This window comes from Pseudomonas sp. TE21435 (genome assembly GCF_056279265.1).
This window is the reverse complement of record NZ_JBWBQZ010000001.1, coordinates 1292646-1313186: the sequence shown is the minus strand read 5'-3', so window position 1 is coordinate 1313186 and position 20541 is coordinate 1292646. Positions and strand designations below refer to the sequence as shown.

Sequence of the window (20541 nt, the reverse complement as noted above, 5' to 3'; positions counted from 1 at the left end):
CTGGCTCGCTCCGTCAGTCGGTGGAAGGCTTACAGCCCTTGGAATCGGGCCGGGCGTTTTTCCTGGAAGGCGCGGATGCCTTCGTTGCGGTCGGCGGTGCCGGCCAGCAGGGTGAAGGCATGGCGCTCGAAGCGCAGGCCGCTCGCCAGGTCCATGTCCTGGGCCTTGAGCAGCGCCTCCTTGGCCAGGCGCACCGCCAGCGGCGCCTTGGCGGCGATGGCGACGGCCACCTGCAGGGCGCGCTCGACGGTGAGTTCGGGCTCGGTGACTTCACTGACCAGGCCGGCCTGCAGGGCATGGCGGGCGCCGATGGCCTCACCGCCCAGGACCATCTGCATGGCCAGCGGCTTGCCCACGGCGCGCAGCAGGCGCTGGGTGCCGCCAGCCCCGGGAAGGATGCCGAGGTTGATTTCCGGCTGGCCGAAACGGGCGTCGCTGCCAGCGATAACGATGTCGGCGCACATCACCAGTTCGCAGCCGCCGCCTAAGGCGAAGCCGTTGACGGCGGCGATCAGAGGTTTGGCGAAGCCGGTGATGCGTTGCCAGTGGGCCACCCGCGGGTCTTCGAGGATGCCGACCAGGTCGCGCTGGGCCATTTCGTTGATATCGGCGCCGGCGGCGAAGACCTTGCGGCTGCCGGTAATGACCACGGCACGGATCTGCGGGTCCTGGTCGGCGGCATGCAGTTCTGCGGCCAGCTCTTCCAGCAGCGCTGTGTTCAGGGCGTTCAGGGCCTGCGGGCGGTGCAGGGTGATCAGGCGGACACCGTCCGCTGGGGCCTGCACGATGAGGTTGCTTGGCATGGGATACCTCGGGCTGCACGTTCGGCGCCGGCTGGGGCCGGCTTTTCTTGGAATTGTTCGTGGTGCTGGGGCAAGTATATGTTCAATACGATACATATAATCAACATGGAAATTGTAATTGCGTATCTATATGTGAAGCGAGTTACGCTGTCGCGGGGCAAGCCCGCTCCCACGCAGCCTCGCTCTTACTATCACTCGGTGGAAGCGGGGTTGCCCCACGATGAAGTCTTCACAGGTCTGAAGCTTGGTGAAGAAAGCGATACACCAGCAAGGCATTGACTAAGTGATTTGATCTGATACAGGATCGATAAGTCTTCTGAATCATATCGAGAGCCAGACCCATGCCCTGCTACCGCCTCGACGGCCTCACCCCCGTGGTCCACCCCAGCGCCTACGTACACCCAAGCGCCGTGCTGATCGGCGACGTGCTGGTCGGCGCAAACTGCTACATCGGCCCCTTGGCCTCGCTGCGCGGCGATTTCGGGCGAATCATCCTGGAGGAGGGCGCCAACCTGCAGGACACCTGCGTGATGCACGGTTTTCCCGGCGGCGACACGGTGGTCGAGCGCAACGGCCATATCGGCCATGGCGCCGTGCTGCATGGCTGCCGGATCGGCGAGGATGCCCTGGTCGGCATGAACGCGGTGGTCATGGACGCCGCGCATATCGCCCCGCGCTGCATCGTTGCCGCCACGGCCTTCGTCAAGGCAGGCTTCGAATGCCCGCAGCAACACCTGGTGGTCGGCGCGCCGGCCGTGGCCAAGCGCCCGCTCAGCGACCAGGAACTGGCCTGGAAGCAGCGCGGTACCACCGAGTACCACAGCCTCGCCCGGCGTTGCCTGAGCGCGCTGGTGGAGTGCCCGCCATTGACCGCGCCGGAGCAGGACCGCCCACGCATGGGCGACTCCGGCTTCAGGCCCAAGGCCGAGGGCGGTGCATGAGCCTTGCGCGGTCGCGGCAGGCAGGTATAGTCGAGGCTTTAGCCGCGCCTCGTTCCCCCATGAGCAGCCTTGCCCCCCTGAATCACCTGATTACCCGTTTCCAGGAGCAGACGCCGATCCGCGCCAGCTCCCTGATCATCACCCTCTACGGCGATGCCATCGAACCCCATGGCGGCACGGTCTGGCTGGGCAGCCTGATCAACCTGCTGGAGCCGATGGGCATCAACGAGCGGCTGATCCGCACCTCGATATTCCGCCTGACCAAGGAAGGCTGGCTGACCGCCGAAAAGGTCGGCCGGCGTAGCTACTACAGCCTCACCGGCACCGGCCGGCGGCGCTTCGAAAAAGCCTTCAAGCGCGTCTACAGCGCCAGCCTGCCGGCCTGGAACGGCGCCTGGACCCTGGTGCTCCTGGCCCAGCTCGACGCCACCAAACGCAAGGCCGTGCGTGAAGAGCTCGAGTGGCAAGGCTTCGGCGTCATGGGCGCGAACCTGCTGGGCTGCCCGCGCACCGACCGTGCCGACCTGGCCGCCACCCTGCGCGAGCAGGATGCCGAGGACGACTGCATCGTCTTCGAGACCCACGCCCAGGAAGTGCTGGCCTCCAAGGCCCTGCGCGCCCAGGTGCGGGAAAGTTGGAACATCGAGGAACTGGGCCAGCACTACAGCGAGTTCATCCGCCTGTTCCGCCCGTTGTGGCAGGCGATGAAGGACCTGGACGCGCCAAGCCCGCAGGACTGCTTCCTGGCGCGCACGCTGCTGATCCACGAATACCGCCGCCTGCTGCTGCGTGATCCGCAGTTGCCGGACGAGCTGTTGCCGGGGGATTGGGAAGGGCGCGCGGCGCGGCAGCTGTGCCGCAACCTGTACCGGCTGGTGCAGGGCAGGGCGGAGGAGTATCTGGCCAGCGCGCTGGAAACGGCGGATGGGCCGTTGCCGGATGCCAACGAGAGTTACTACCGACGGTTCGGCGGGCTTGGCTGAGTGAAAGGAACGGGCAAGCCCTCTCGTGCGAAGAGGGCGTGCAAGTTGTCAGATGACAAAGAACCCATGGGTTCCGTCACGCCCCAACTGTTCCACCAACCCGAACTCCCAATCCAGATACCCCTGCATCGCTTCGCGCGGGCTATCGGTACCCTCGTAGGGCCGCCGATAACGATCGATGCGCGGCGCACCCAGGCGCTGCTCGCCTTGTTCGGTCGGCAGCCCGGCGGCGTTCCAGGCGCTGTTGCCGCCCTCGAGCACGAACACCGGTTTGCCGCTCAGGGCCGCCACCTCTGGTGCGGCATAGCGCGCCAGTTGGCTCGAGCCGCAGGTCAGGACGAAGTGCCGTGCTGCCGGTAATGTCGCCAGTACTTCTTCAAGTTGGCTACGCAGCGCCCAGACCGCACCGGGAATATGCTGCCGGACATGGTTGGCGCTGGTGGTGAAGTCCAGCACCTGGGTGCCCGGCTCCGAAAGCCAGTCGGCGAGGAGGGCGGGGCTGATGGTTTCAGCCTCGGGCGGTGCCGGCACGGGCGCGACCCAGACGCCGGTTTCCGTGAAGTCGTCAGACGACAACCCATCGAGCACCGCCACCGCCCAGCCCATCTGGGCCAGCCACGACGCACTCATGTTGGCGCGCACGCCGTCGTCGTCCACCAGCACCAGGCGCGCGCCGCGCACACTGGCGACATGGTCGATCTCCTGTACCAGTTGGCCACCGGGCGTGGAGCGGGCGCCGGGCAGGTGGCCCAGGACAAACTCCTCGGGCGTGCGCACATCGAACAGGTAAGTGGTGCGCTGCGCTTCGGCCTGCCATTGGCGCAGGCCTGCCAGATCGATGCGTGCCACACCGGCGCGGTCGGCCACCTGGCGGGCGCGTTGCGCGGCGCTGGCGTGGGTGGTGGCGGTCACTGCGCGGAAACGGCGCGACTGGCCATGTTCCAGTGCCTGCCCGGCAAGGGTCCAGCCGATGGTGCCGTTGCGCAGGGCCGCCACCGGGTTGGGGACGCCGGCATTGACCAGCGACTGGGTGCCGATGATGCTGCGGGTGCGCCCGGCGCAATTGACGATCACCCGGGTGGCCGGGTCGGGGGCCAGCTCTGCCACGCGCAGCACCAGTTCGGCGCCGGGCACGCTGATACCGCTGGGGATGCTCATGGTCTGGTACTCGTCGAAGCGGCGGGCATCCAGCACCACCACATCGGCGTTGGCGTCGAGCAGCGCCTTGACCTCTTCGGCCGGCAGCGACGGTGTATGGCGCTCGGCCTCCACCAGCTCGCCGAAAGCCTTGCTCGGCACGTTGACGTCTCGGAACAACTCGCCACCTGCTTCGCGCCAACCGGCCAGGCCGCCGTCGAGCAGCGCCACGTCGGTGTAGCCCAGGGCGAGCAGGCGCTGCGCGGCGGTCAACGCCAGCCCTTCGCCGTCGTCGTAGACGGTGATGGGCGTGTCGCGCCGTGGTACTCGGGCGTAGATCTCCAGTTCAAGGCGCGACAGCGGCACATTGGCGGCGAACAGCGGATGGGCCTGGGCGAACGGGTCTTCCTCGCGGACATCGAGCAAGGCCAGCTCCTGGCCGGCAAGCAGGGCGGTGCGGATAGCATGGTAGCTGCGGTGGGTAGCCTGGCTCATGCGCGGTTCTCTTTCGACAGATCCCAGAGGTTGGGCAGGTGGCTGTTGGAATAGCCGGAAATGAAGGGCTTCTCTTCGCCCTCGGCGCTGTACACCGCACGCCGCACGGCGCCGATGTTGGCGCCGTAGACATGGATGCTGATGGAAGTACGGTCGGCATGGGCATTGCGCACCTGGTGCAGGTCGCCGATGCGCGGCGACACCGCGATCACCTCGCCGGGCGCGAGCCGCTCGGCCCGGCCCTCCGGCTGCAGGGCACCGTGCGCCAGGGCATAGCCCTGGCTGATTTCGCTGCCGCGCAGCATGCCGATCAGCCCCCAGGTGCGGTGGTCGTGCACGGGGGTTTCCTGCCCTGGCCCCCAGACGAAACTGACGATGGAGAACCGCTGGCCGGAGTCGGCGTGCAGCAGGTACTGCTGGTAGCACTCCGGGCTGGGCCGGGCGTAGTCGTCCGGCAGCCAGTCATCGACACTGAGCAGATCGCGCAGCAGCCGCGCGCCGTGGTCGAGCAGGCGCGGCTCGTCCGGCGCCTGGGCGAGAAGGTCGGCCAGCTCGCCGATGAAGCTGCGTAGCCGTCCAAGGTTGGGCGTTTGAGACATGGGTTCCCTCGATGTCCGTCAGGTTAGGCAGCGCCGGGCGCTACCGTGGCGAGGAAAAAGGTATTATTCTTTTTGCGTATTTTTCCAGATATTTATTATGCGAATTAAGAATGAAGATAGATGATATCGATGCATTCGTGGCCGTCATCCGCAGCCAGTCCATCAGCCAGGCGGCTGAATCGCTGCGCCTGACCCAGCCGGCCATCACCCGTCGGGTGCAGAACTTCGAGGAAGCCCTCGGCGTCAGCCTGCTGGACCGCAACACCAAACCATTGAAACCCACGCCCATGGGCATGCGCGTCTACGAGCAGTGCCGGGCGGTGCTGCGCGAGATGGACGCGCTGCGCGAACTGGTGCTCAGCGACGCCTTGCCCAGTGGCGCGCTGCGCCTGGGGGTGCCGCAGACCATCGGCGACGTGGTGCTGCTCGACGCCCTCAGCCAGCTCAAGGCGCTGTATCCCGACCTGCAGACCCAAGTCGCCACCGGTTGGGGCAGCCACCTGCTGGGCAAGATGGAGAACGGCGAGCTGGACGCGGTGGCGGCACTGTTCCCGGCCGGCAAGGTGTTCCCAGAGGGCATCGTCGGTCGCTCGTTGGCGCGCATGGACCTGGTGGTGGTGGCTGCCCGCGGCGAGGTGGGCAAGCGCAGTTGCAAGCTTGCCGACTGCTACCAGCGTGGCTGGGTGCTCAACCCCGACGGCTGTGGCTTCCGTGCCGGTCTGCAGCGGGCGTTGAACGACGAAGGGCTGTCGCTGCGGATCAACCTGGAAACCTTCGGTACCGAGTTGCAACTGGGCTTGATCGCCAATGGCCTGGGCTTTGGCCTGGTGCCACGACCGTTGCTGGACAACAGCCGCCACCGCGAGCGCCTGGACATCGTGCAGGTGAGTGATTTCAAGCCGGTGATCGACTTGTGGCTGATCCATCCGCGTTTTCTCGGCAACCTGCAGGCGCCGGTGGCGTTGTTTGGCGAGACCGTGGCGCAGCGGGTGGCGAATCAACCGTAGGCGCGAGGCTGAAATGGGGCTGCGTTGCAGTCCCGAAGCACCCATGCAAATTTAATATTTTGCATATGTTGGTAATTGTTGAATGCATTATTTGTATATTAGGTTAGAAGCAGATCGAATTTCACGGCACTTTTTAAGATCGATAGCATAAGGATCAAGCCAGGCACCGGTGGGCTTGATCGACACTCCCGCCGCGGCCAGCAATCAGTGGATCGGCCTTGAGCGAGGAGATGGAATGTCCCGGCAAAGCAACACACCTGTCCCCGCCACGGCCCTGCTGACCCTGTTGCGCTGGCAGGGTTGGCGTAACCTTGGCCTGCGCCTGATCAGCCCGTTGCTGTTGCTGGTGGCGTGGGAACTTGCCTCGCGCAGCGGCCTGTTGCCGCCGCGAATCATCGCCGCGCCCAGCGCCATCGGCGACACCCTCTGGCAGATGATCGTCAGCGGCGAGCTGGCCGGGCATTTGTGGGTATCCCTCAAGCGTGCCCTGAGCGGCCTGGCCATCGGGGTCAGCGTGGGCACGCTGCTGGCGTTGCTCGCAGGCCTTTCGCGGCGTGGCGAACTCGCCATCGACTCGCCGGTGCAGATGCTGCGCACCTTGCCGTTCCTGGCCATCGTGCCGCTGTTCATCCTGTGGTTCGGCGTGGGCGAAACGCCCAAGATCGCCCTGATTGCACTGGGCACCACCTTCCCGGTGTACCTCACCCTGTTTTCCGGCATCCGTGGCGTCGACCCCAAGCTGGTGGAGGCCGGGCAGCTGTTCGGCCTGGGGCGCCTGGGGCTGGTCTGGCACGTGATCCTGCCCGGCGCGCTGCCGGCGTTCTTCGTCGGCCTGCGCTACGCCTTCGGCATCAGTTGGCTAGGCCTGGTGGTGGTCGAGCAGATCAACGCCAGCGCCGGGCTGGGCTATCTGGTCAACGACGCTCGCGATTTCATGCGCACCGACGTCATCGTCATCTGCCTGATCGTCTACAGCGTGCTGGGCCTGTCCATCGACGCCCTCGTGCGCTTGCTCGAACGCCTGGCCCTGGCTTGGCGCCCCACCTTCATAAGGAACTGATCATGGAAGTCGCACTGCAACGCTTGCGCCCACCGGTGCGGGTGCGCGGGCTCACGCGCAGGTTCCAGGGCCACACGGTGCTCGATGGCCTGGACCTGGACCTGGCGCCCGGCGAGTTCGTCGCCTTGCTCGGCCGCAGCGGCTCGGGCAAGACCACCTTGCTGCGGGCGCTGGCCGGCCTGGACCGGGTGGAGGCGGGCACGCTGGAGGTGCCCGGCGTGCATGCGGCGGTGTTCCAGGAACCGCGGCTGATGCCCTGGAAGCGGGCCTGGCGCAATGTCCTCCTGGGCCTGAGGGGCGCCGAGCCAAAAGCGCGTGCCCTGGCCGCGCTGCGTGAGGTGGGCCTGGCGCACCGCACCGAGGCCTGGCCGGGGACCCTGTCCGGTGGCGAGGCCCAGCGCGTGGCCCTGGCCCGGGCGCTGGTGCGCGAGCCGCAATTGCTGCTGCTCGACGAGCCGTTCGCCGCGCTGGACGCCTTGACGCGCATGCGCATGCACCAGTTGATCCTTGAACTATGGCGCACCCATCAGCCATCGGTGCTGCTGGTCACTCACGACGTCGACGAAGCCTTGCTGCTGGCCGACCGGGTCGTGGTGCTGGACGCCGGGCGCATCGCCGAGCAGATCCCGATTCGCCTGCCGCGCCACCGCGAGGTGGCCAGCCGTGGCTTCCAGGCGCTGCGCCAACACCTGCTGGCCCTGCTCGGCGTCGAAGCGCCTGCGCCCAGCCATGCCCATACCCTCGCACGGACCGCCCAACGATGAGCCTCGACCTGCATACCGCCGCCAAGGCGGCCGACCTCGATTCGCCGGCCTTCGCCGACTTGCTGGCCCACCTGAGCGACGAATTCGCCGCCAGCGCCGCCGAGCACGATCGCCAAGGCAGCTTCCCCCACGCCAACCTGCGGCGCCTGCATGAACATGGCCTGCTGGCCCTGACCGTGCCGCGCCGCCTGGGTGGCAGCGAAGCGACGCTGGCCCAGGCCCGGCGGGTGATCGCCGCCGTGGCCCGGGGCGAGCCGTCCACCGCCCTGGTGCTGGTGATGCAGTACCTGCAGCACGCGCGCCTGCAACAGAACCAGGCCTGGCCTGAACACCTGCGCCTGCGCCTGGCCCGCGAGGCGGTGGCGGACGGCGCGCTGGTCAACGCCCTGCGCGTGGAGCCGGAACTGGGCACCCCGGCCCGGGGCGGCCTGCCGGGCACCGTCGCCCGGCGGGTAGCCGAGGGCTGGCGGATCAACGGGCGCAAGATCTACTCCACCGGCATCCCCGGCCTGACTTGGCTGGCGGTGTGGGCGCGCAGCGACGAGGACGAGCCCCGGGTCGGCACCTGGCTGGTGCATCGCGACACACCGGGCATCCGCATCGAGGAAACCTGGGACCACCTGGGCATGCGTGCCACCTGCAGCCACGACGTGATCTTCGATGATGTGCTGGTGCCCGCCGAGCACGCCGTGGACATCCTCCCGGCGCGTCAGCCACGCCCGTCCGAACTCGATCACAACGGCGTGCTGTGGCTGGCCGTGCTGCTGTCGAGTATCTACGACGGCGTTGCCCGTGCCGCCCGCGACTGGCTGGTGGGCTGGCTGGCCGGGCGCACTCCGGCCAATCTCGGCGCGCCGCTGTCGAGCCTGCCGCGTTTCCAGGAACTGGTGGGGCGCATCGACGCCTTGCTGCTGTCCAACCGGGTCCTGCTCGACGCCGCTGCCGAAGGGCGCATCCCGGCGAGCGAGGCCACCCAGGTCAAGTACCTGGTCACCACCCAGGCCATCAGTGCGGTCGAATTGGCCGTCGAAGCGATCGGCAACCCGGCGCTGGCCCGGGGCAACCCGCTTGAGCGGCATTACCGCGATGTGCTGTGCAGCCGTATCCACACCCCGCAGAACGACGCGGTGCTCGGCGCCGCCGGCCGCTCGGCGTTTGCCTTGCCCAGCCGTGGCGGCCAGGCATGAGCGGCGTGCGCATCGCCAGTCAGCTGGACGCGCGGTTCAACGCGTTGCTGGCCGCCGCCGTGCCAGGCGTGGAAATCCTGGCGTTGCCCAGGGGCGTGCCCCATGGGCTGCCGGACGATGTTCGGGTCCTGCTGGCCGCGCCCGACCCTGGCCTGCGTGACGCCGTAGCGCCGCCCTCGGGCTGGCCGTTCGGGCTCGGTTTCGTGCAACTGGTTAGCTCCGGCATCGACTTCTTTCCCGGTTGGTTGCTCGAGCCGGTGCCTGTGGCCAGTGCTCGCGGGGTGACGGCGGACAGCCTGGCCGAGTTCGCCCTGGCGTCGATGTTCGCGGCCGCCAAGCAACTGCCGCAGTTGTGGATCGACGAGCCCGGGCAGTGGCAGCCACGTCCGCTGGCCTCGCTGGCCGGCAGCACCTTGGGTATCTACGGTTTCGGGCGGATCGGCCAGGCCCTGGCGCGCAAGGCCCTGGCCCTGGACATCGAGGTGATCGCCCTGCGGCGCTCGGCCAGGCCGTTCGAGGTGGCCGGCGTACGGGGCGCGGCCAGCGTCGAGGAACTGTTCGCCCGCGCCGATCACCTGGTACTGGCGGCACCGGCCGACCCGTCGACCCGGCATGTCGTCGATCGCCGTAGCCTCGCCCACGCCAAGCCCGGTCTGCACCTGATCAATATCGCCCGTGGCAGCCTGGTGGACCAGGACGCCTTGCTCGATGCCCTGGACAGCGGCCAAGTGGCCCTGGCCAGCCTCGATGTCACCGAGCCCGAGCCACTGCCGGCCGGGCACCGGCTGTACGGCCATCCCAAGGTCCGGCTGAGCCCCCATACCTCGGCCAACACGCCGCAGGTGTACCGCAACCTCGCCGCGCTGCTGGCGCGCAACCTCGAACATTTGCGCAGCGGACGACCGCTGGAGAACCTGCTGGCCCAAGGAGAGACCACATGAGCGCCAGGCTGAGCCGCCTACCCACCGCCTATTCATTGCCCCGCGACGGCCACACCGTGCATCGCTGGCAGGACCCGCCCCAGCAACCGACCCCCGAGGCCGAGCGCCTGCTGCGCAAGCAGCGCCTGGCCGGCTCGTTCCGCCTGTTTGCCCGGCACGGTTTCGACATGGGCGGCGCCGGCCATATCACCGTGCGCGACCCCCAGTACCCCGATCACTTCTGGGTCAATCCGGTGGGCGTGTACTTCGGCCATATCCGCGTCAGCGACCTGCTGTTGGTGAATCCTCGGGGCGAGATCGTCGAAGGGCAGGGCGCGTTGAACCTCGCTGCCTTCGCCATCCACGCGGCGCTGCACGAGGCGCGCCCGGACGTGGTGGCCGCCGCCCATGCCCATTCGTTGTACGGCAAGGCCTGGTCGAGCCTGGGACGCCTGCTCGACCCACTGACCCAGGACGCCTGCGCCTTTCATGGCAAGCACGCGCTGTTCGACAACTTCACCGGGGTGGTGCTGGAGGCCAGCGAGGGCGCGCGCATCGCCGCCACGCTGGGGCCGGACAAGGTCGCGCTGATCTTGCAGAACCATGGCCTGCTGACCGTCGGGCGTACGGTGGAAGCGGCGGTGTGGCGTTTCATCGCCCTGGACAACGCCGCCCACGCGCAACTATTGGCCGAGGCCGCCGGTACGCCCCGGCCGATCCCGGCGGCGGTGGCCGAGCACACGGCGCGCCAGGTCGGTACCGAGTTCGGCGGCTGGTTCAGCTTCCAGCCGTACTGGGACCGTCTGCTGCGCGACGAACCTGACTTTCTCGACTGAGTGCAAGGAGGCGCCATGAATCGCCGTCGTTTTCTGCAGTACAGCGCCCTGGGCGGGCTCGCCTGCGCGCTGCCCGGCGTCTTTGCCCGCGACTGGCAAGGGCTGACCTTGGGCGTGGCCACGTACAAGGGCGCCGCGCCGACCTTCTTCGAACAGGCAGGCATCGAGCGCCCACCGTATGGCGTGAAATACGCCGAGTTCAATGGCGGCAACCTCGGTTTCGAGGCGCTGGTCAGCGGTACCCTGGACCTGGCGCCGATGAGCGAGATCCCGCCGATCTTCGGTATCCGCAACCAGGCGCCGGTCAGGCTCATCGCCGTGCTGACCGGTGATGTCAACAACCAGGCCTTCATCGTGCCCAGGGGGTCGACGATGCAATCGCTGGCCGAGCTGCCGGGCAAACGGGTCGGTTACATCCGCTCCACGTCGTCGCACTACCTGCTGCTGCGCGCCCTCAAGGACCAGGGCCTGACCCTGGCGGACATCCAGCCCCTGGCGCTGACGCCCCAGGATGGCTTCGCCGCGTTCCAGAACGGCAACCTGGATGTCTGGGTGACCTTTGGCTACTTCATCCAGCTGGCCGAGCTGCGCAGCGGTGCGCGGGTGCTGCGCACCGGGCAGGGCTACCTGTCGGGCAACTACGTGATCGCCGCCAACCGGCGGGCGATCGAGGATCCGCTCAAGCGCGCGGCGATCGAGGACTATGTGCGCCGCGAATACCGCAGCTGGCAATGGGTGCAGCACCACCCCGAGGCGTGGGCGGCGCGATGCGAGCAGGTGCTGGGCATCCCCCGGGAAGTGTTCATTGCCCAGTACAAGGCCCAGAGCGGGCCGCGGGTGCTGCAGGCGGTGGACGATGCCGCGGTGCGGTCGCAGCAGGACGTGGCCGACACCTTCCACGCCGCCGGCGTACTGCCCCAGCGCCTGGACGTGGCGCCGTTGTGGGATCGCAGTTTCAGCTGGACCGAGTGATTCATGCGGCCCCCCGCAGGGCCGCATCTGGCAAAAAGGACTTCCATGCCTCGTTCAACTCGATACGCCTGGCTGCCGCTGGCACTGGCCTCCAGCACCGCGCTGGCCGATGTCGCGCCCTCGACCCGCGCCCTGCATGAGCGCCTGATCGTGCTCGACAGCCACCTGGACACGCCCATGCAACTGGCCCGACCCGGCTGGGACATAGGCCAGCGCCACCGCTATGCCGACGATCTGTCCCAGGTCGACCTGCCGCGCATGCGCGACGGTGGCCTGGACGGCGGATTCTTCGCCATCTTCACCCCACAGGGTCCGCTCACGCCCGAGGGACGCACCCTGGCCAGCGAACATGGCCTGGCGGTGATCACCCGCATCCGCGACATGGTCGCCGCCCGGCCGGACGCGTTCGCCCTGGCCACGCGGGCGCAGGAGGTGCCGGCGATCGTTGCCTCAGGGCGGCGGGTGGTGCTGATCAGCATGGAAAACGCCGAACCGCTGGCGGCCGACCCCGGCCGGCTGGCCACCTACCACCGTCTGGGCTTGCGCATGCTGGGCCTGGTGCATGCGCAGAACAACGATTTCGCCGATTCGGCCACTGCCTTGCCGCACTGGCATGGGCTGAGCCCGGCCGGCCGCGAGTTGGTGCAGGCAGCCAACCGCCTGGGGATCCTGATCGATGTGTCCCATGCCTCCGATGCGGTGTTCGATCAGGTGCTGGCGTTGTCCCGTGCCCCGGTGATCGCCTCGCATTCCGGCGCCCGGGCCATCGGCCCGCATCCGCGCAATCTCGATGATGAACGTTTGCGCCAGCTTGCTGCCGGGGGCGGGGTGGTGCAGGTCAACACCTACGCCAGCGACCTGGTGCCGCGTGCGCCGAATCCCGCCCGGGACAAGGCCCTGGCACCGCTGTACCGGGAGTTCCGCCTGGCGGCCAGCCTGCCGCCCGCGCAGGTGGCGGACCTGGCCCGGCGCATACGCGAGGTCGAGGCCCGGTATCCGTTGCCGGCAACCAGCCTGGACGACTTCATGGCGCATCTGCTGCACATCCTTGACGTAGTCGGGCCACGGCATGTCGGCATCGGCGCGGATTGGGATGGTGGCGGCGGGGTGACGGGACTGCGCGATGTCAGCGATTTGCCGGAGATCACTGCGCGGTTGTTGGCGGCGGGGTACCACGAACGGGACCTCGCGGATATCTGGGGAGGGAACCTGTTGCGAGTGATGGGAGAGGCGCAGACCGCTGCTGCCGCGAGCTCAGGTGTTTCAAAATAATTATGCGTTTTGTGCAGAATGCAAAGCCTGAGACATTACACATTTTAATATTTGCATATGCTCAAAATGTATTTCTCTTATCCCATCCCGCTCTCTAGGATGGCTCCACATAGAGCGTTTTCGTAGCTTGATAACGTCAAGCCATAACTGAAAGCGATAACCGTGGACCAGGGAGAGTGCCCGCGATGCCATTGACCAGACGACAGCTCATTGCCCGTATCGGTGTGGTCGGTGGCCTGCAGGCTGCCACGGCGGCACTGGGCCTGTTTGGCACGACGGGATCGGCACGGGCCAGCCAGGAGAACTACGCCGCGTTGCCAATGGCCCGTGTAGGGCAGGGCGCCACTGTCACCGTGGTCGGCGCCGGCATCGGCGGCCTGGTGGCGGCCTACGAGCTGCGCAAGGCCGGTTTCGCCGTCACCCTGCTGGAGGCCCGCGAACGGGTTGGCGGGCGCAACTGGACCGTGCGCCGGGGGGATCGGGTCGCGTTCACCGATGGCAGCGTGCAGACCGTCGCGTTCGACGAGGGTTTCTACCTCAACGCCGGCCCCGGCCGACTGCCCAGCCATCACCAGTTGATGCTCGGCTATTGCCGCGAGCTGGGAGTGGCGCTTGAGGTGCTGGTCAACACCAGCCGCAACGCCCTGGTGCGTCCCGACCTCGACCAGCCGCCAATGCAGATCCGCCAGGCAGTCAACGACAGCCGTGGGCACCTGGCCGAACTGCTGGCCAAGGCCGTCGACCGCCAGGCCCTGGACCAGGAACTGAGCCTGGACGACCGGCGCAACCTGCTTGGCTTCCTGCGCACCTGGGGCGACCTGTCGGAGAAACTCGAGTACCTGGGCTCGGCGCGCTCGGGCTACAAGGTCTGGCCCGGGGCCGGCGACCAGCAGGCCCTGCGCAACGACCCGCTGCCCCTGCGCACCTTGCTCAACCCGGCCCTGGGCACGGCACTGATGATCGACGAGTACCCGGAGTTCTCGCCGACCATGTTCCAGCCGGTGGGCGGCATGGACCGTATTCCCCTGGCCTTCCAGCGCCACCTGCAGGATGTTCTGCGCCTGGGGGCCGAGGTGGGCTCGATCCGCAATTTCGAGGATCGGGTGGAGATCGGTTACCAGCAGCAGGGTCAGCCACAGCGCATCACCAGCGATTATGCGGTGATCGCCTTGCCGCTGCCGCTGCTGGCGAAGCTCGACAGCAACTTCAGCGCCCAGGTGCGCCAAGCGATCGCCGCCGTGCAATTCGGCCATGCCAACAAGGTGGCCTGGCAGTCCCGCCGGTTCTGGGAGACCGACTACCAGATCTACGGCGGCCTGTCGTTCATCAATCAGGCGTCTTCCGGCCTGTGGTACCCCAGCGGTGGCTTCAACCAGGCCGAGGGCATTCTCGTCGCCGCCTACAACAACGGCGAGACTGCCCGCCAGTTCGCCGACAAGTCGGTCGCCGAGCAGATCGCCCTGTCGCGCCAGGCCGTGGAGCTGCTGCACCCCGGTCACGGCCACGAACTGCGCAAGCCGTTGGTGGTGGACTGGGGGCGCATACCCCACAGCCTCGGGCCGTGGGTCAGCCATCCGCTGGCCGATGCCGACTATGACCTGCTCAACCAGGCTCAGGGGCGGGTGCACCTGACCAGCGACGCGCTGGCCCACAGCGGCATCGGCATCTGGCAGGAGACCGCCGCCGGCGCCGCCCGGCGGGTGGTGCGCAACCTGTGCGAGCGTGCCCAGGGCTCCTCGCAGGCCCGGCAGACCGCCTGAACAATACACAACGAAAACCATCTGCCAGGTAGCGGACCTCCGAGGCTGGCGCCTACACATCAGTGGAGCTTCGCCATGCCTTTCAAGCACGCCCTTCTGGGGTTGGGGGTCCTGTTCGCCGCGGCCAGCCAGGCCGCCGATATCGAGCGCGTCCCCTCGACCTATCCCAACTCGCCGATCCTGCAGTCGGCGACCCTGCCGCCGGGCACGGCGCTGACCTTCGTCTCGGGGATCCTGCCCGACCCGGCCGACCCCAAGGCGGCCAAGGATGAGCTGCGCGCCAATGGCGACACCGAGGCGCAGACCGTGGCGGTGCTGCGCAAGGTCGAAGCCGCCCTGGCGCCGCGCGGCCTCGGCCTGGGCGATGTGGTGCAGTTACGGGTGTACCTGGTGGGCGATCCGCGATTGCAGGGGCGCATGGACTTCGACGGCCTGCAGCGCGGCTTCCGCCAGTTCTTCGGCAGTGAGCGCCAGCCGTTGAAACCGACCCGTACCACGGTGCAGGTGGCCGGGCTGGTATTGCCCGGCGCCCTGATCGAAGTCGAGGCGGTCGCCGCCAAGGCCCGTTGAACCCCCGAACCCGAGAGCGGCGGCCGGGCCATGGCCGCCACAAGGAATATCCGCAGATGCCCAAGACCTTCAAGCTTTCCCCCGTGGCCACCGCCCTGGCCCTGAGCCTGGCCGGCGAGGCCATCGCCGCCGAAGACCCGGCGCTGTCTACCGTGGTGGTGACCGGCGTGCGCGGCAGCCAGCAGCGCACCGTGACCGACAGCCCGGTGCCGGTGGACGTGATCTCCGGCGAGCAACTGCGCACCAGCGGCCAGAACGGCCTCAAGGACATGCTCACGCGCCTGTTGCCCTCGTTCAACGCACCCACCATCAACGGTGGCGGCACCGCCTTCCTGGTGCGCGGCATCAGCATGCGCGGCCTGGGCGGCGACCAGGTGCTGATCCTGGTCAACGGCAAGCGCCGGCACAACACGGCGATGATCAACAACAACGCGCGTGTCGGCACGGCCGCGGTGCCGGTGGACCTGGACCTTATTCCCACCGCGGCGATCGAGCGCATCGAGGTGCTGCGCGACGGCGCGGCGGCGCAGTACGGCTCCGACGCCATCGCCGGGGTGATCAACATCATCCTCAAGCAGGACGCCGAGGGCATTACCTCCGACAGCTCCGTCGGCCAGTACTATGCCGGGGACGGCACCAGCGGCCATGAGGCGGCCAACGCCGGCTTCGGCCTGGGCGACGGTGGTTTTCTCAACCTGTCGTTCGACGCCAAGGTACAGGAACCCTACGACCGCGCCGGCGCCGTGCGCGGTAATTTCACCACCCTGGCCAACGGCCAGCCCGACCCGCGCCTGAGCGAACGCCACGGCTGGGGCGAGGAATACGGCCTGGGCCGCGACCGCACCTACAGCGGCGCCTACAACCTGGAACTGCCCCTGGGCGAGGCACTGAAGCTGTACTCGTTCTCCACCCTCAGCTACCGCGACGGCAAGAAGGTCCTCGGCCACCGCGCGCCCACCGACATCACCGCCACCAACTGGCTGGCCAACCCGCCTTATCCGAAGGGCGGCCAGGCCACCCGCGAAGTGGAGGAGACCGACTACCAGTTGCTCGCCGGTCTCAAGGGCCTGGCCGCCGAGTGGGATTGGGACCTGTCGACCACCTATGGCCGCGACAAGGCCAAGCTGTACACCGACAACAACCTCAACCTGTCCAACGACCCGTTGCTGAGCCAGCGCCGCTTTCACCTGACCGACGAGATCTTCGACCAGTGGACCACCAACCTGGACTTCAGCCGGGCCCTGGACATTGGCTGGAGCAGCCCGCTGGAAACCTCGTTCGGCGTCGAGTACCGCTGGGAGAAGTACCAACTCACCGAGGGCGAACCCAATTCCTATAACTATGGCGACTACGTCATCCCCAGCGGCCCGCTGGCCGGACGGCGTCCGGACCCCGGCCTGTTCTCGGTCAACGGCACCACGCCGGAGGATGCCGGGCAGATGATCCGCCATAGCGGTGCGGCCTACGTCGACTTTGGCCTCAACCTCACCCCGCAGTGGTACAGCGCCTTCGCCCTGCGCTACGAGCGCTACAACCAGGAGGTCGGCGAGACCGTCAGCGGCAAGTTCACCACCCGCTACGAGTTCGCTCCGGGTTATGCGGTGCGCGCGGCGGTGAGCAATGGCTTCCGTGCGCCGTCTCTGGCGCAGAACGTGTTCTCTTCGACCAGCTCGGTGACGATCTTTGGCGCCGGCGGCAGCACCAGTACCGCACGCACCAAGCAGATGCGCCCCGGCTCGCCCGAGGCCATTGCCCTCGGCGCCCAGACCCTGGAACCGGAGAAGTCGCGCAACTACAGCCTGGGCTTCACCGCCGAGCCCACCGAGCGCCTGCGCCTGACTGCCGACTTCTACCTGATCGACATCGACGACCGCATCCTGCAGACCGGCGTGCTCACCGGGCCCGCGGTGTCGCAAATCCTGGTGGCCAACGGCCTGTCGCCTGACTTGTCCGGGCAGTACTTCGCCAACGCCGCGGACACCCGCACCAAAGGCGTCGACCTGGTGGCCGAGTACCGCCAGCCGCTCGCCGAGTACGGCACGGTGCGCTGGAGCCTGGCCTACAACCGCAACAAGACCACCATCCGTGACCTGGCCGACACCCCGGCGAGCCTGTCGAGCCTCGGCGCAGGGTACGTGCTGTTCGACCGCCAACAGCAGATCGACCTGACCAAGGCCACGCCCAAGGACAAGTGGATCCTCAACAGCAACTACAAGGTCGACGACTGGACGGTGAACCTGACCCTGACCCGCTACGGCGAGTACACCGAAGGCTCGAACATCCCGGCCAACGACCGCACCTACAGCGCCAAGTGGATCACCGACATCGACGTGGCCTACGACCTCACCCAGAACATCACGGTGGCGCTGGGGGCCAACAACCTGTTCGACAAGTACCCGGACAAGATCGGCATCGTGCCCTGGGCCGGGACCTACGAGTACGGGATGTTCTCGCCCTATGGACTCGGTGGGGGCTACTACTACGGCCGTGTGAGCCTGGCGTTCTGATGAGTCATTTATTCAGTGGGCGTCACATGCTGACGGGGTTGCTGTGCCTGGTGCTGGGGGGCGTTCACGCAGACGAAACCCTGCGCGTCTCCAGCCAGAAGAACTCGCTGCAGGTGCTGCTGCAGGCCGCCGGCGAGCTCGACGACGTGCCATACCCCCTGGAGTTCGCCGCCTTCGGCGCCGCCGCACCCACCGCCGAGGCCCTGGCGGCCGGCGCGGTGGATATCGGCACCCTGGGCACCGCGCCGTTCGTGTTCGCCACTGCGGCCGGTGCCGGGCTCAAGACCGTCGGGGTGGTGCGCCTGCAGGTGACGCCCACGGCGGTGGCGATCGTCGTGCCCGAAGCGTCGCCATTGAGCGACGCGGCGTCGCTGGTGGGCCGGCGCATCACCACCACCCGTGGCTCCATCGGCCATTACCTGGCGCTGGCAGCGTTGCGCGCCACTGGCCACAGCGGCCGCGACGCCACGTTCGTGTTTCTCCAACCAGGCGAGTCACGCAGCCTGCTGGCCAACGGCGGCGCAGACGCCTGGGCCACCTGGGACCCGTACACCAGCATGGTCCAGCTCGAAGGCGGCACGCGGGTGCTGGTCAGCGGCGAAGGCTTGTTCGCCGGCAACATGCTGCTGGTGGCCAACCCTGCGACGATCCGCGACAAGCCGGCGCAACTGCGGGATTTCCTGCGCCGGGTTGGCCGCGCCTGGGACTGGGCCAACGCCCATGTCGAGGAGTTTTCGGCGATTCAGGCCTGCCAGAGCGGGCTGCCGCTGGAGGTGCACCTACGCTCGAACCGCTTTTCACAGCCACGCCAAGTTGCGGTGGACGACGCGCTGGTCAGGGACTTGGCCGACACCGCCCGGCTGTACCAGGACGAGGGGGTGATCGGCCCGGGCTTCGTTGCCGAACAACAGGTGGACAAACAGTTCAATGAAGCACCGGAAGTTCAGTGAAAGTTATCCGCAGTGCGTAACTTAAGTTGTAATTTTTATAATGTTCATGCGTATTTCTGATAATAGCTTAAGTTGCTCTGTAATATTTTGAAAAAAGTTTTGATGCTAGAGAAAAACGATATTTCACAAGTGCTTGCTGCTTGTTGAAGATGGCCTGGCGACCATCGGAAGTCGCCGGTTAGCCGCCAATCACAGGTGCAGTCAAACCGTTCAGGAATACGCGAGGGAGTGTTCATGCTGACGATTACCACGGTCGAGGAATTGACCGCCGCACAGTTAGACGATGTGATTCACGCCCGCACACTGGGCATCCTGATCAAAGGCTTCGCACCCGCCGATACCGTGGCCCTGGCCCTGGAGCGCCTGAGTCATCACGAGCTGCGTGGTGCCTTCAGCGAGCAGACCGAGTTCGTGCGCCTGGGCAAGGCCTACATCGAGATCAGGGACGAGGCCAGCCGCGCCGAGTACCACGGCCAGGCCATCGCCAATATTCGCAAGATCCGCAGCGCCTTCGGCCCGCTGGCATCGCCCATCGACCATCTGCGCCTGCTGCTCGACGAGGTCTGGCCCAAAGGGGCGCGGCTGCTGGATGTGAACGGGCGCAAGTGCTTCGTCGGCATCGCCCGCTTCCAGGGCAACAACGTCGACCTCACGCCGCATACCGATGACCTGGCCCGCAATGCCCCGGCCGACCACCAGCCGCGGCTGCTCACCCAGCTGTCGACCAACATCTACCTGCAGATCCCCGAGGACGGCGGCGAGCTGGAGATCTGGAACCTGCACCCCGACGAGGCCGAGTACGAACGCCTGCGTGGCCAGCGCGCCTACGGTATCGAGCGCCACCTGCTGCCGCCACCGGACCTGGTGGTCAAGCCCGAGGCGGGTGACCTGATCTTTCTCAACCCGCGGTTGATCCACGCGGTGCGCCCCTCGGCCACCAGCACCCGGGTCACCCTCGGCGTATTCATCGGTTATTTCGGCGACGACCAGCCTTTGGCCTACTGGAGCTAAGCAACATGAGCAATGTGGAAGCGATCAACCTCAAAGCCTATTTCAACAAGGGCGGCGAAGCGCTGGACTTCACCGGCAAGCGCTGCGTGCTGGCAGTCAGCGTGGGCCAGGAATACCACGAGGAGCAGAAGCTCAGCTCCACCGTGCACCTGATCAACAAGTCTGGCTTCAGCCAGGTGAAGGTGGTGGTGGCCGACACCTTGCAGCGCCACAACAAGCACGGCAAGTCGCCGGGCGAGGCGCTGTCGGCGTCGATTCGCGATGGTGACGCGTGGCTGGCGCGCAACCGCAAGTACCTGGCCGGATTGGAGGCGCCGGTAAGCATCAGCCGCTGGAACCAGGAGCTGGCCTCGGACCGTTACGCCGAGCTGCGCCAGCAGGTGAACCAGCTTTATCGGGAAAGCGAGGACCTGCGCGGCGCCATCGAAGCCACCATTGGCGTGTTCATCGAGCGTCTGCGAGTGCGTGACCCCGAGGCGGACCTGGAGCGCGCCGCCGCCCAGTGCCGCGAGTACATCCTCGAGGAAGTGCCGATCATCCTGCCGCAGTGGGCCGAGCAGGGGTACGACTACGTGATCTACCCGCAGCAGATGACCGACGCCATGGCGACCGCCCGGCGCCTGCTGGTCGAGCCTCACGCGCCAGACCGCGTGCACTGGCTGCCGCTGAAGTTCAAGAAACGCGGCATTCCGATTCCCTTCACCCTGCCAGGGGTGGTGCATCCGGCCTGGGCCGCCAGCGCCATTGCCATCTGACCTTTAGCCACG

General features: G+C 67.2%; 19 protein-coding genes. 16 read left to right on the top strand and 3 right to left on the bottom strand.

Features of this window, described 5'->3' with window-relative positions:
- Positions 1-29 precede the first annotated feature (29 nt).
- Positions 30-803 carry a 2,3-dehydroadipyl-CoA hydratase PaaF gene (gene paaF, locus ACZ9C1_RS05965; RefSeq protein WP_277504196.1) on the bottom strand — a complete coding sequence of 258 codons (774 nt, stop codon included), beginning with the start codon at positions 801-803 and terminating at the stop codon, positions 30-32.
- 341 nt (positions 804-1144) lie between these two features.
- Between paaF and paaY the strand changes: the two genes are divergently transcribed.
- Both paaY and paaX read left to right on the top strand, forming a co-directional pair.
- Positions 1145-1744, top strand: coding sequence for a phenylacetic acid degradation protein PaaY (gene paaY / locus ACZ9C1_RS05960; protein WP_277504194.1), 600 nt, complete (start codon positions 1145-1147; stop codon positions 1742-1744).
- Positions 1745-1803: 59 nt separating this feature from the next.
- A complete protein-coding gene (paaX, locus tag ACZ9C1_RS05955) occupies positions 1804-2727 on the top strand; it encodes a phenylacetic acid degradation operon negative regulatory protein PaaX (protein ID WP_102682033.1) in 924 nt (307 codons plus the stop codon).
- A gap of 48 nt (positions 2728-2775) precedes the next feature.
- Here paaX and ACZ9C1_RS05950 read toward each other — a convergent pair whose 3' ends face one another.
- Positions 2776-4359 (bottom strand): rhodanese-related sulfurtransferase, encoded by a 1584-nt coding sequence (locus ACZ9C1_RS05950; RefSeq protein ID WP_457377622.1) that lies wholly within the window; start codon positions 4357-4359, stop codon positions 2776-2778.
- A complete protein-coding gene (locus ACZ9C1_RS05945) occupies positions 4356-4958 on the bottom strand; it encodes a cysteine dioxygenase family protein (protein ID WP_277504192.1) in 603 nt (200 codons plus the stop codon). The genes ACZ9C1_RS05950 and ACZ9C1_RS05945 overlap by 4 nt, the downstream gene beginning before the upstream one ends.
- Positions 4959-5068: 110 nt before the next feature.
- On the opposite strand from ACZ9C1_RS05945, the gene ACZ9C1_RS05940 reads away from it, so the two are divergent.
- The 14 genes from ACZ9C1_RS05940 to ACZ9C1_RS05875 all read left to right on the top strand — a co-directional run bounded on the left by ACZ9C1_RS05940 (position 5069) and on the right by ACZ9C1_RS05875 (position 20529).
- On the top strand, positions 5069-5965 hold the full coding sequence (locus ACZ9C1_RS05940) for a LysR family transcriptional regulator (RefSeq protein WP_102682030.1): 897 nt from the start codon (positions 5069-5071) through the stop codon (positions 5963-5965).
- A gap of 235 nt (positions 5966-6200) precedes the next feature.
- On the top strand, positions 6201-7025 hold the full coding sequence (locus tag ACZ9C1_RS05935; protein ID WP_198755409.1) for an ABC transporter permease: 825 nt from the start codon (positions 6201-6203) through the stop codon (positions 7023-7025).
- A 2-nt stretch (positions 7026-7027) separates the two neighbouring features.
- A complete protein-coding gene (locus tag ACZ9C1_RS05930; RefSeq protein WP_110703351.1) occupies positions 7028-7789 on the top strand; it encodes an ABC transporter ATP-binding protein in 762 nt (253 codons plus the stop codon).
- A complete protein-coding gene (locus tag ACZ9C1_RS05925) occupies positions 7786-8976 on the top strand; it encodes an acyl-CoA dehydrogenase family protein (RefSeq protein ID WP_476253732.1) in 1191 nt (396 codons plus the stop codon). The genes ACZ9C1_RS05930 and ACZ9C1_RS05925 overlap by 4 nt, the downstream gene beginning before the upstream one ends.
- Positions 8973-9917 (top strand): D-isomer specific 2-hydroxyacid dehydrogenase family protein, encoded by a 945-nt coding sequence (locus ACZ9C1_RS05920; RefSeq protein WP_476253731.1) that lies wholly within the window; start codon positions 8973-8975, stop codon positions 9915-9917. The genes ACZ9C1_RS05925 and ACZ9C1_RS05920 overlap by 4 nt, the downstream gene beginning before the upstream one ends.
- Complete coding sequence (locus ACZ9C1_RS05915) at positions 9914-10732, top strand: class II aldolase/adducin family protein (protein ID WP_476253730.1); 819 nt, start codon at positions 9914-9916, stop codon at positions 10730-10732. The genes ACZ9C1_RS05920 and ACZ9C1_RS05915 overlap by 4 nt, the downstream gene beginning before the upstream one ends.
- A 15-nt stretch (positions 10733-10747) precedes the next feature.
- On the top strand, positions 10748-11704 hold the full coding sequence (locus tag ACZ9C1_RS05910) for an ABC transporter substrate-binding protein (protein ID WP_102682025.1): 957 nt from the start codon (positions 10748-10750) through the stop codon (positions 11702-11704).
- A gap of 45 nt (positions 11705-11749) precedes the next feature.
- Positions 11750-12976: a dipeptidase gene (locus ACZ9C1_RS05905; RefSeq protein ID WP_476253729.1), complete on the top strand. Its 1227-nt coding sequence runs from the start codon at positions 11750-11752 to the stop codon at positions 12974-12976.
- A gap of 185 nt (positions 12977-13161) precedes the next feature.
- A complete protein-coding gene (locus ACZ9C1_RS05900) occupies positions 13162-14736 on the top strand; it encodes a flavin monoamine oxidase family protein (RefSeq protein WP_277504175.1) in 1575 nt (524 codons plus the stop codon).
- Between the two features lie 75 nt (positions 14737-14811).
- Positions 14812-15306 carry a RidA family protein gene (locus tag ACZ9C1_RS05895; protein ID WP_277504173.1) on the top strand — a complete coding sequence of 165 codons (495 nt, stop codon included), beginning with the start codon at positions 14812-14814 and terminating at the stop codon, positions 15304-15306.
- A gap of 56 nt (positions 15307-15362) precedes the next feature.
- Positions 15363-17813, top strand: a complete 2451-nt coding sequence (locus ACZ9C1_RS05890; RefSeq protein ID WP_476253728.1) for a TonB-dependent receptor plug domain-containing protein — start codon at positions 15363-15365, stop codon at positions 17811-17813.
- Positions 17813-18763 carry an aliphatic sulfonate ABC transporter substrate-binding protein gene (locus tag ACZ9C1_RS05885; protein ID WP_476253727.1) on the top strand — a complete coding sequence of 317 codons (951 nt, stop codon included), beginning with the start codon at positions 17813-17815 and terminating at the stop codon, positions 18761-18763. The genes ACZ9C1_RS05890 and ACZ9C1_RS05885 overlap by 1 nt, the downstream gene beginning before the upstream one ends.
- A 234-nt stretch (positions 18764-18997) precedes the next feature.
- Positions 18998-19774, top strand: a complete 777-nt coding sequence (locus ACZ9C1_RS05880; RefSeq protein ID WP_046857791.1) for a 2OG-Fe(II) oxygenase — start codon at positions 18998-19000, stop codon at positions 19772-19774.
- 5 nt (positions 19775-19779) lie between these two features.
- Positions 19780-20529, top strand: coding sequence for a tRNA-dependent cyclodipeptide synthase (locus ACZ9C1_RS05875; RefSeq protein WP_476253726.1), 750 nt, complete (start codon positions 19780-19782; stop codon positions 20527-20529).
- Positions 20530-20541: the final 12 nt, after the last annotated feature.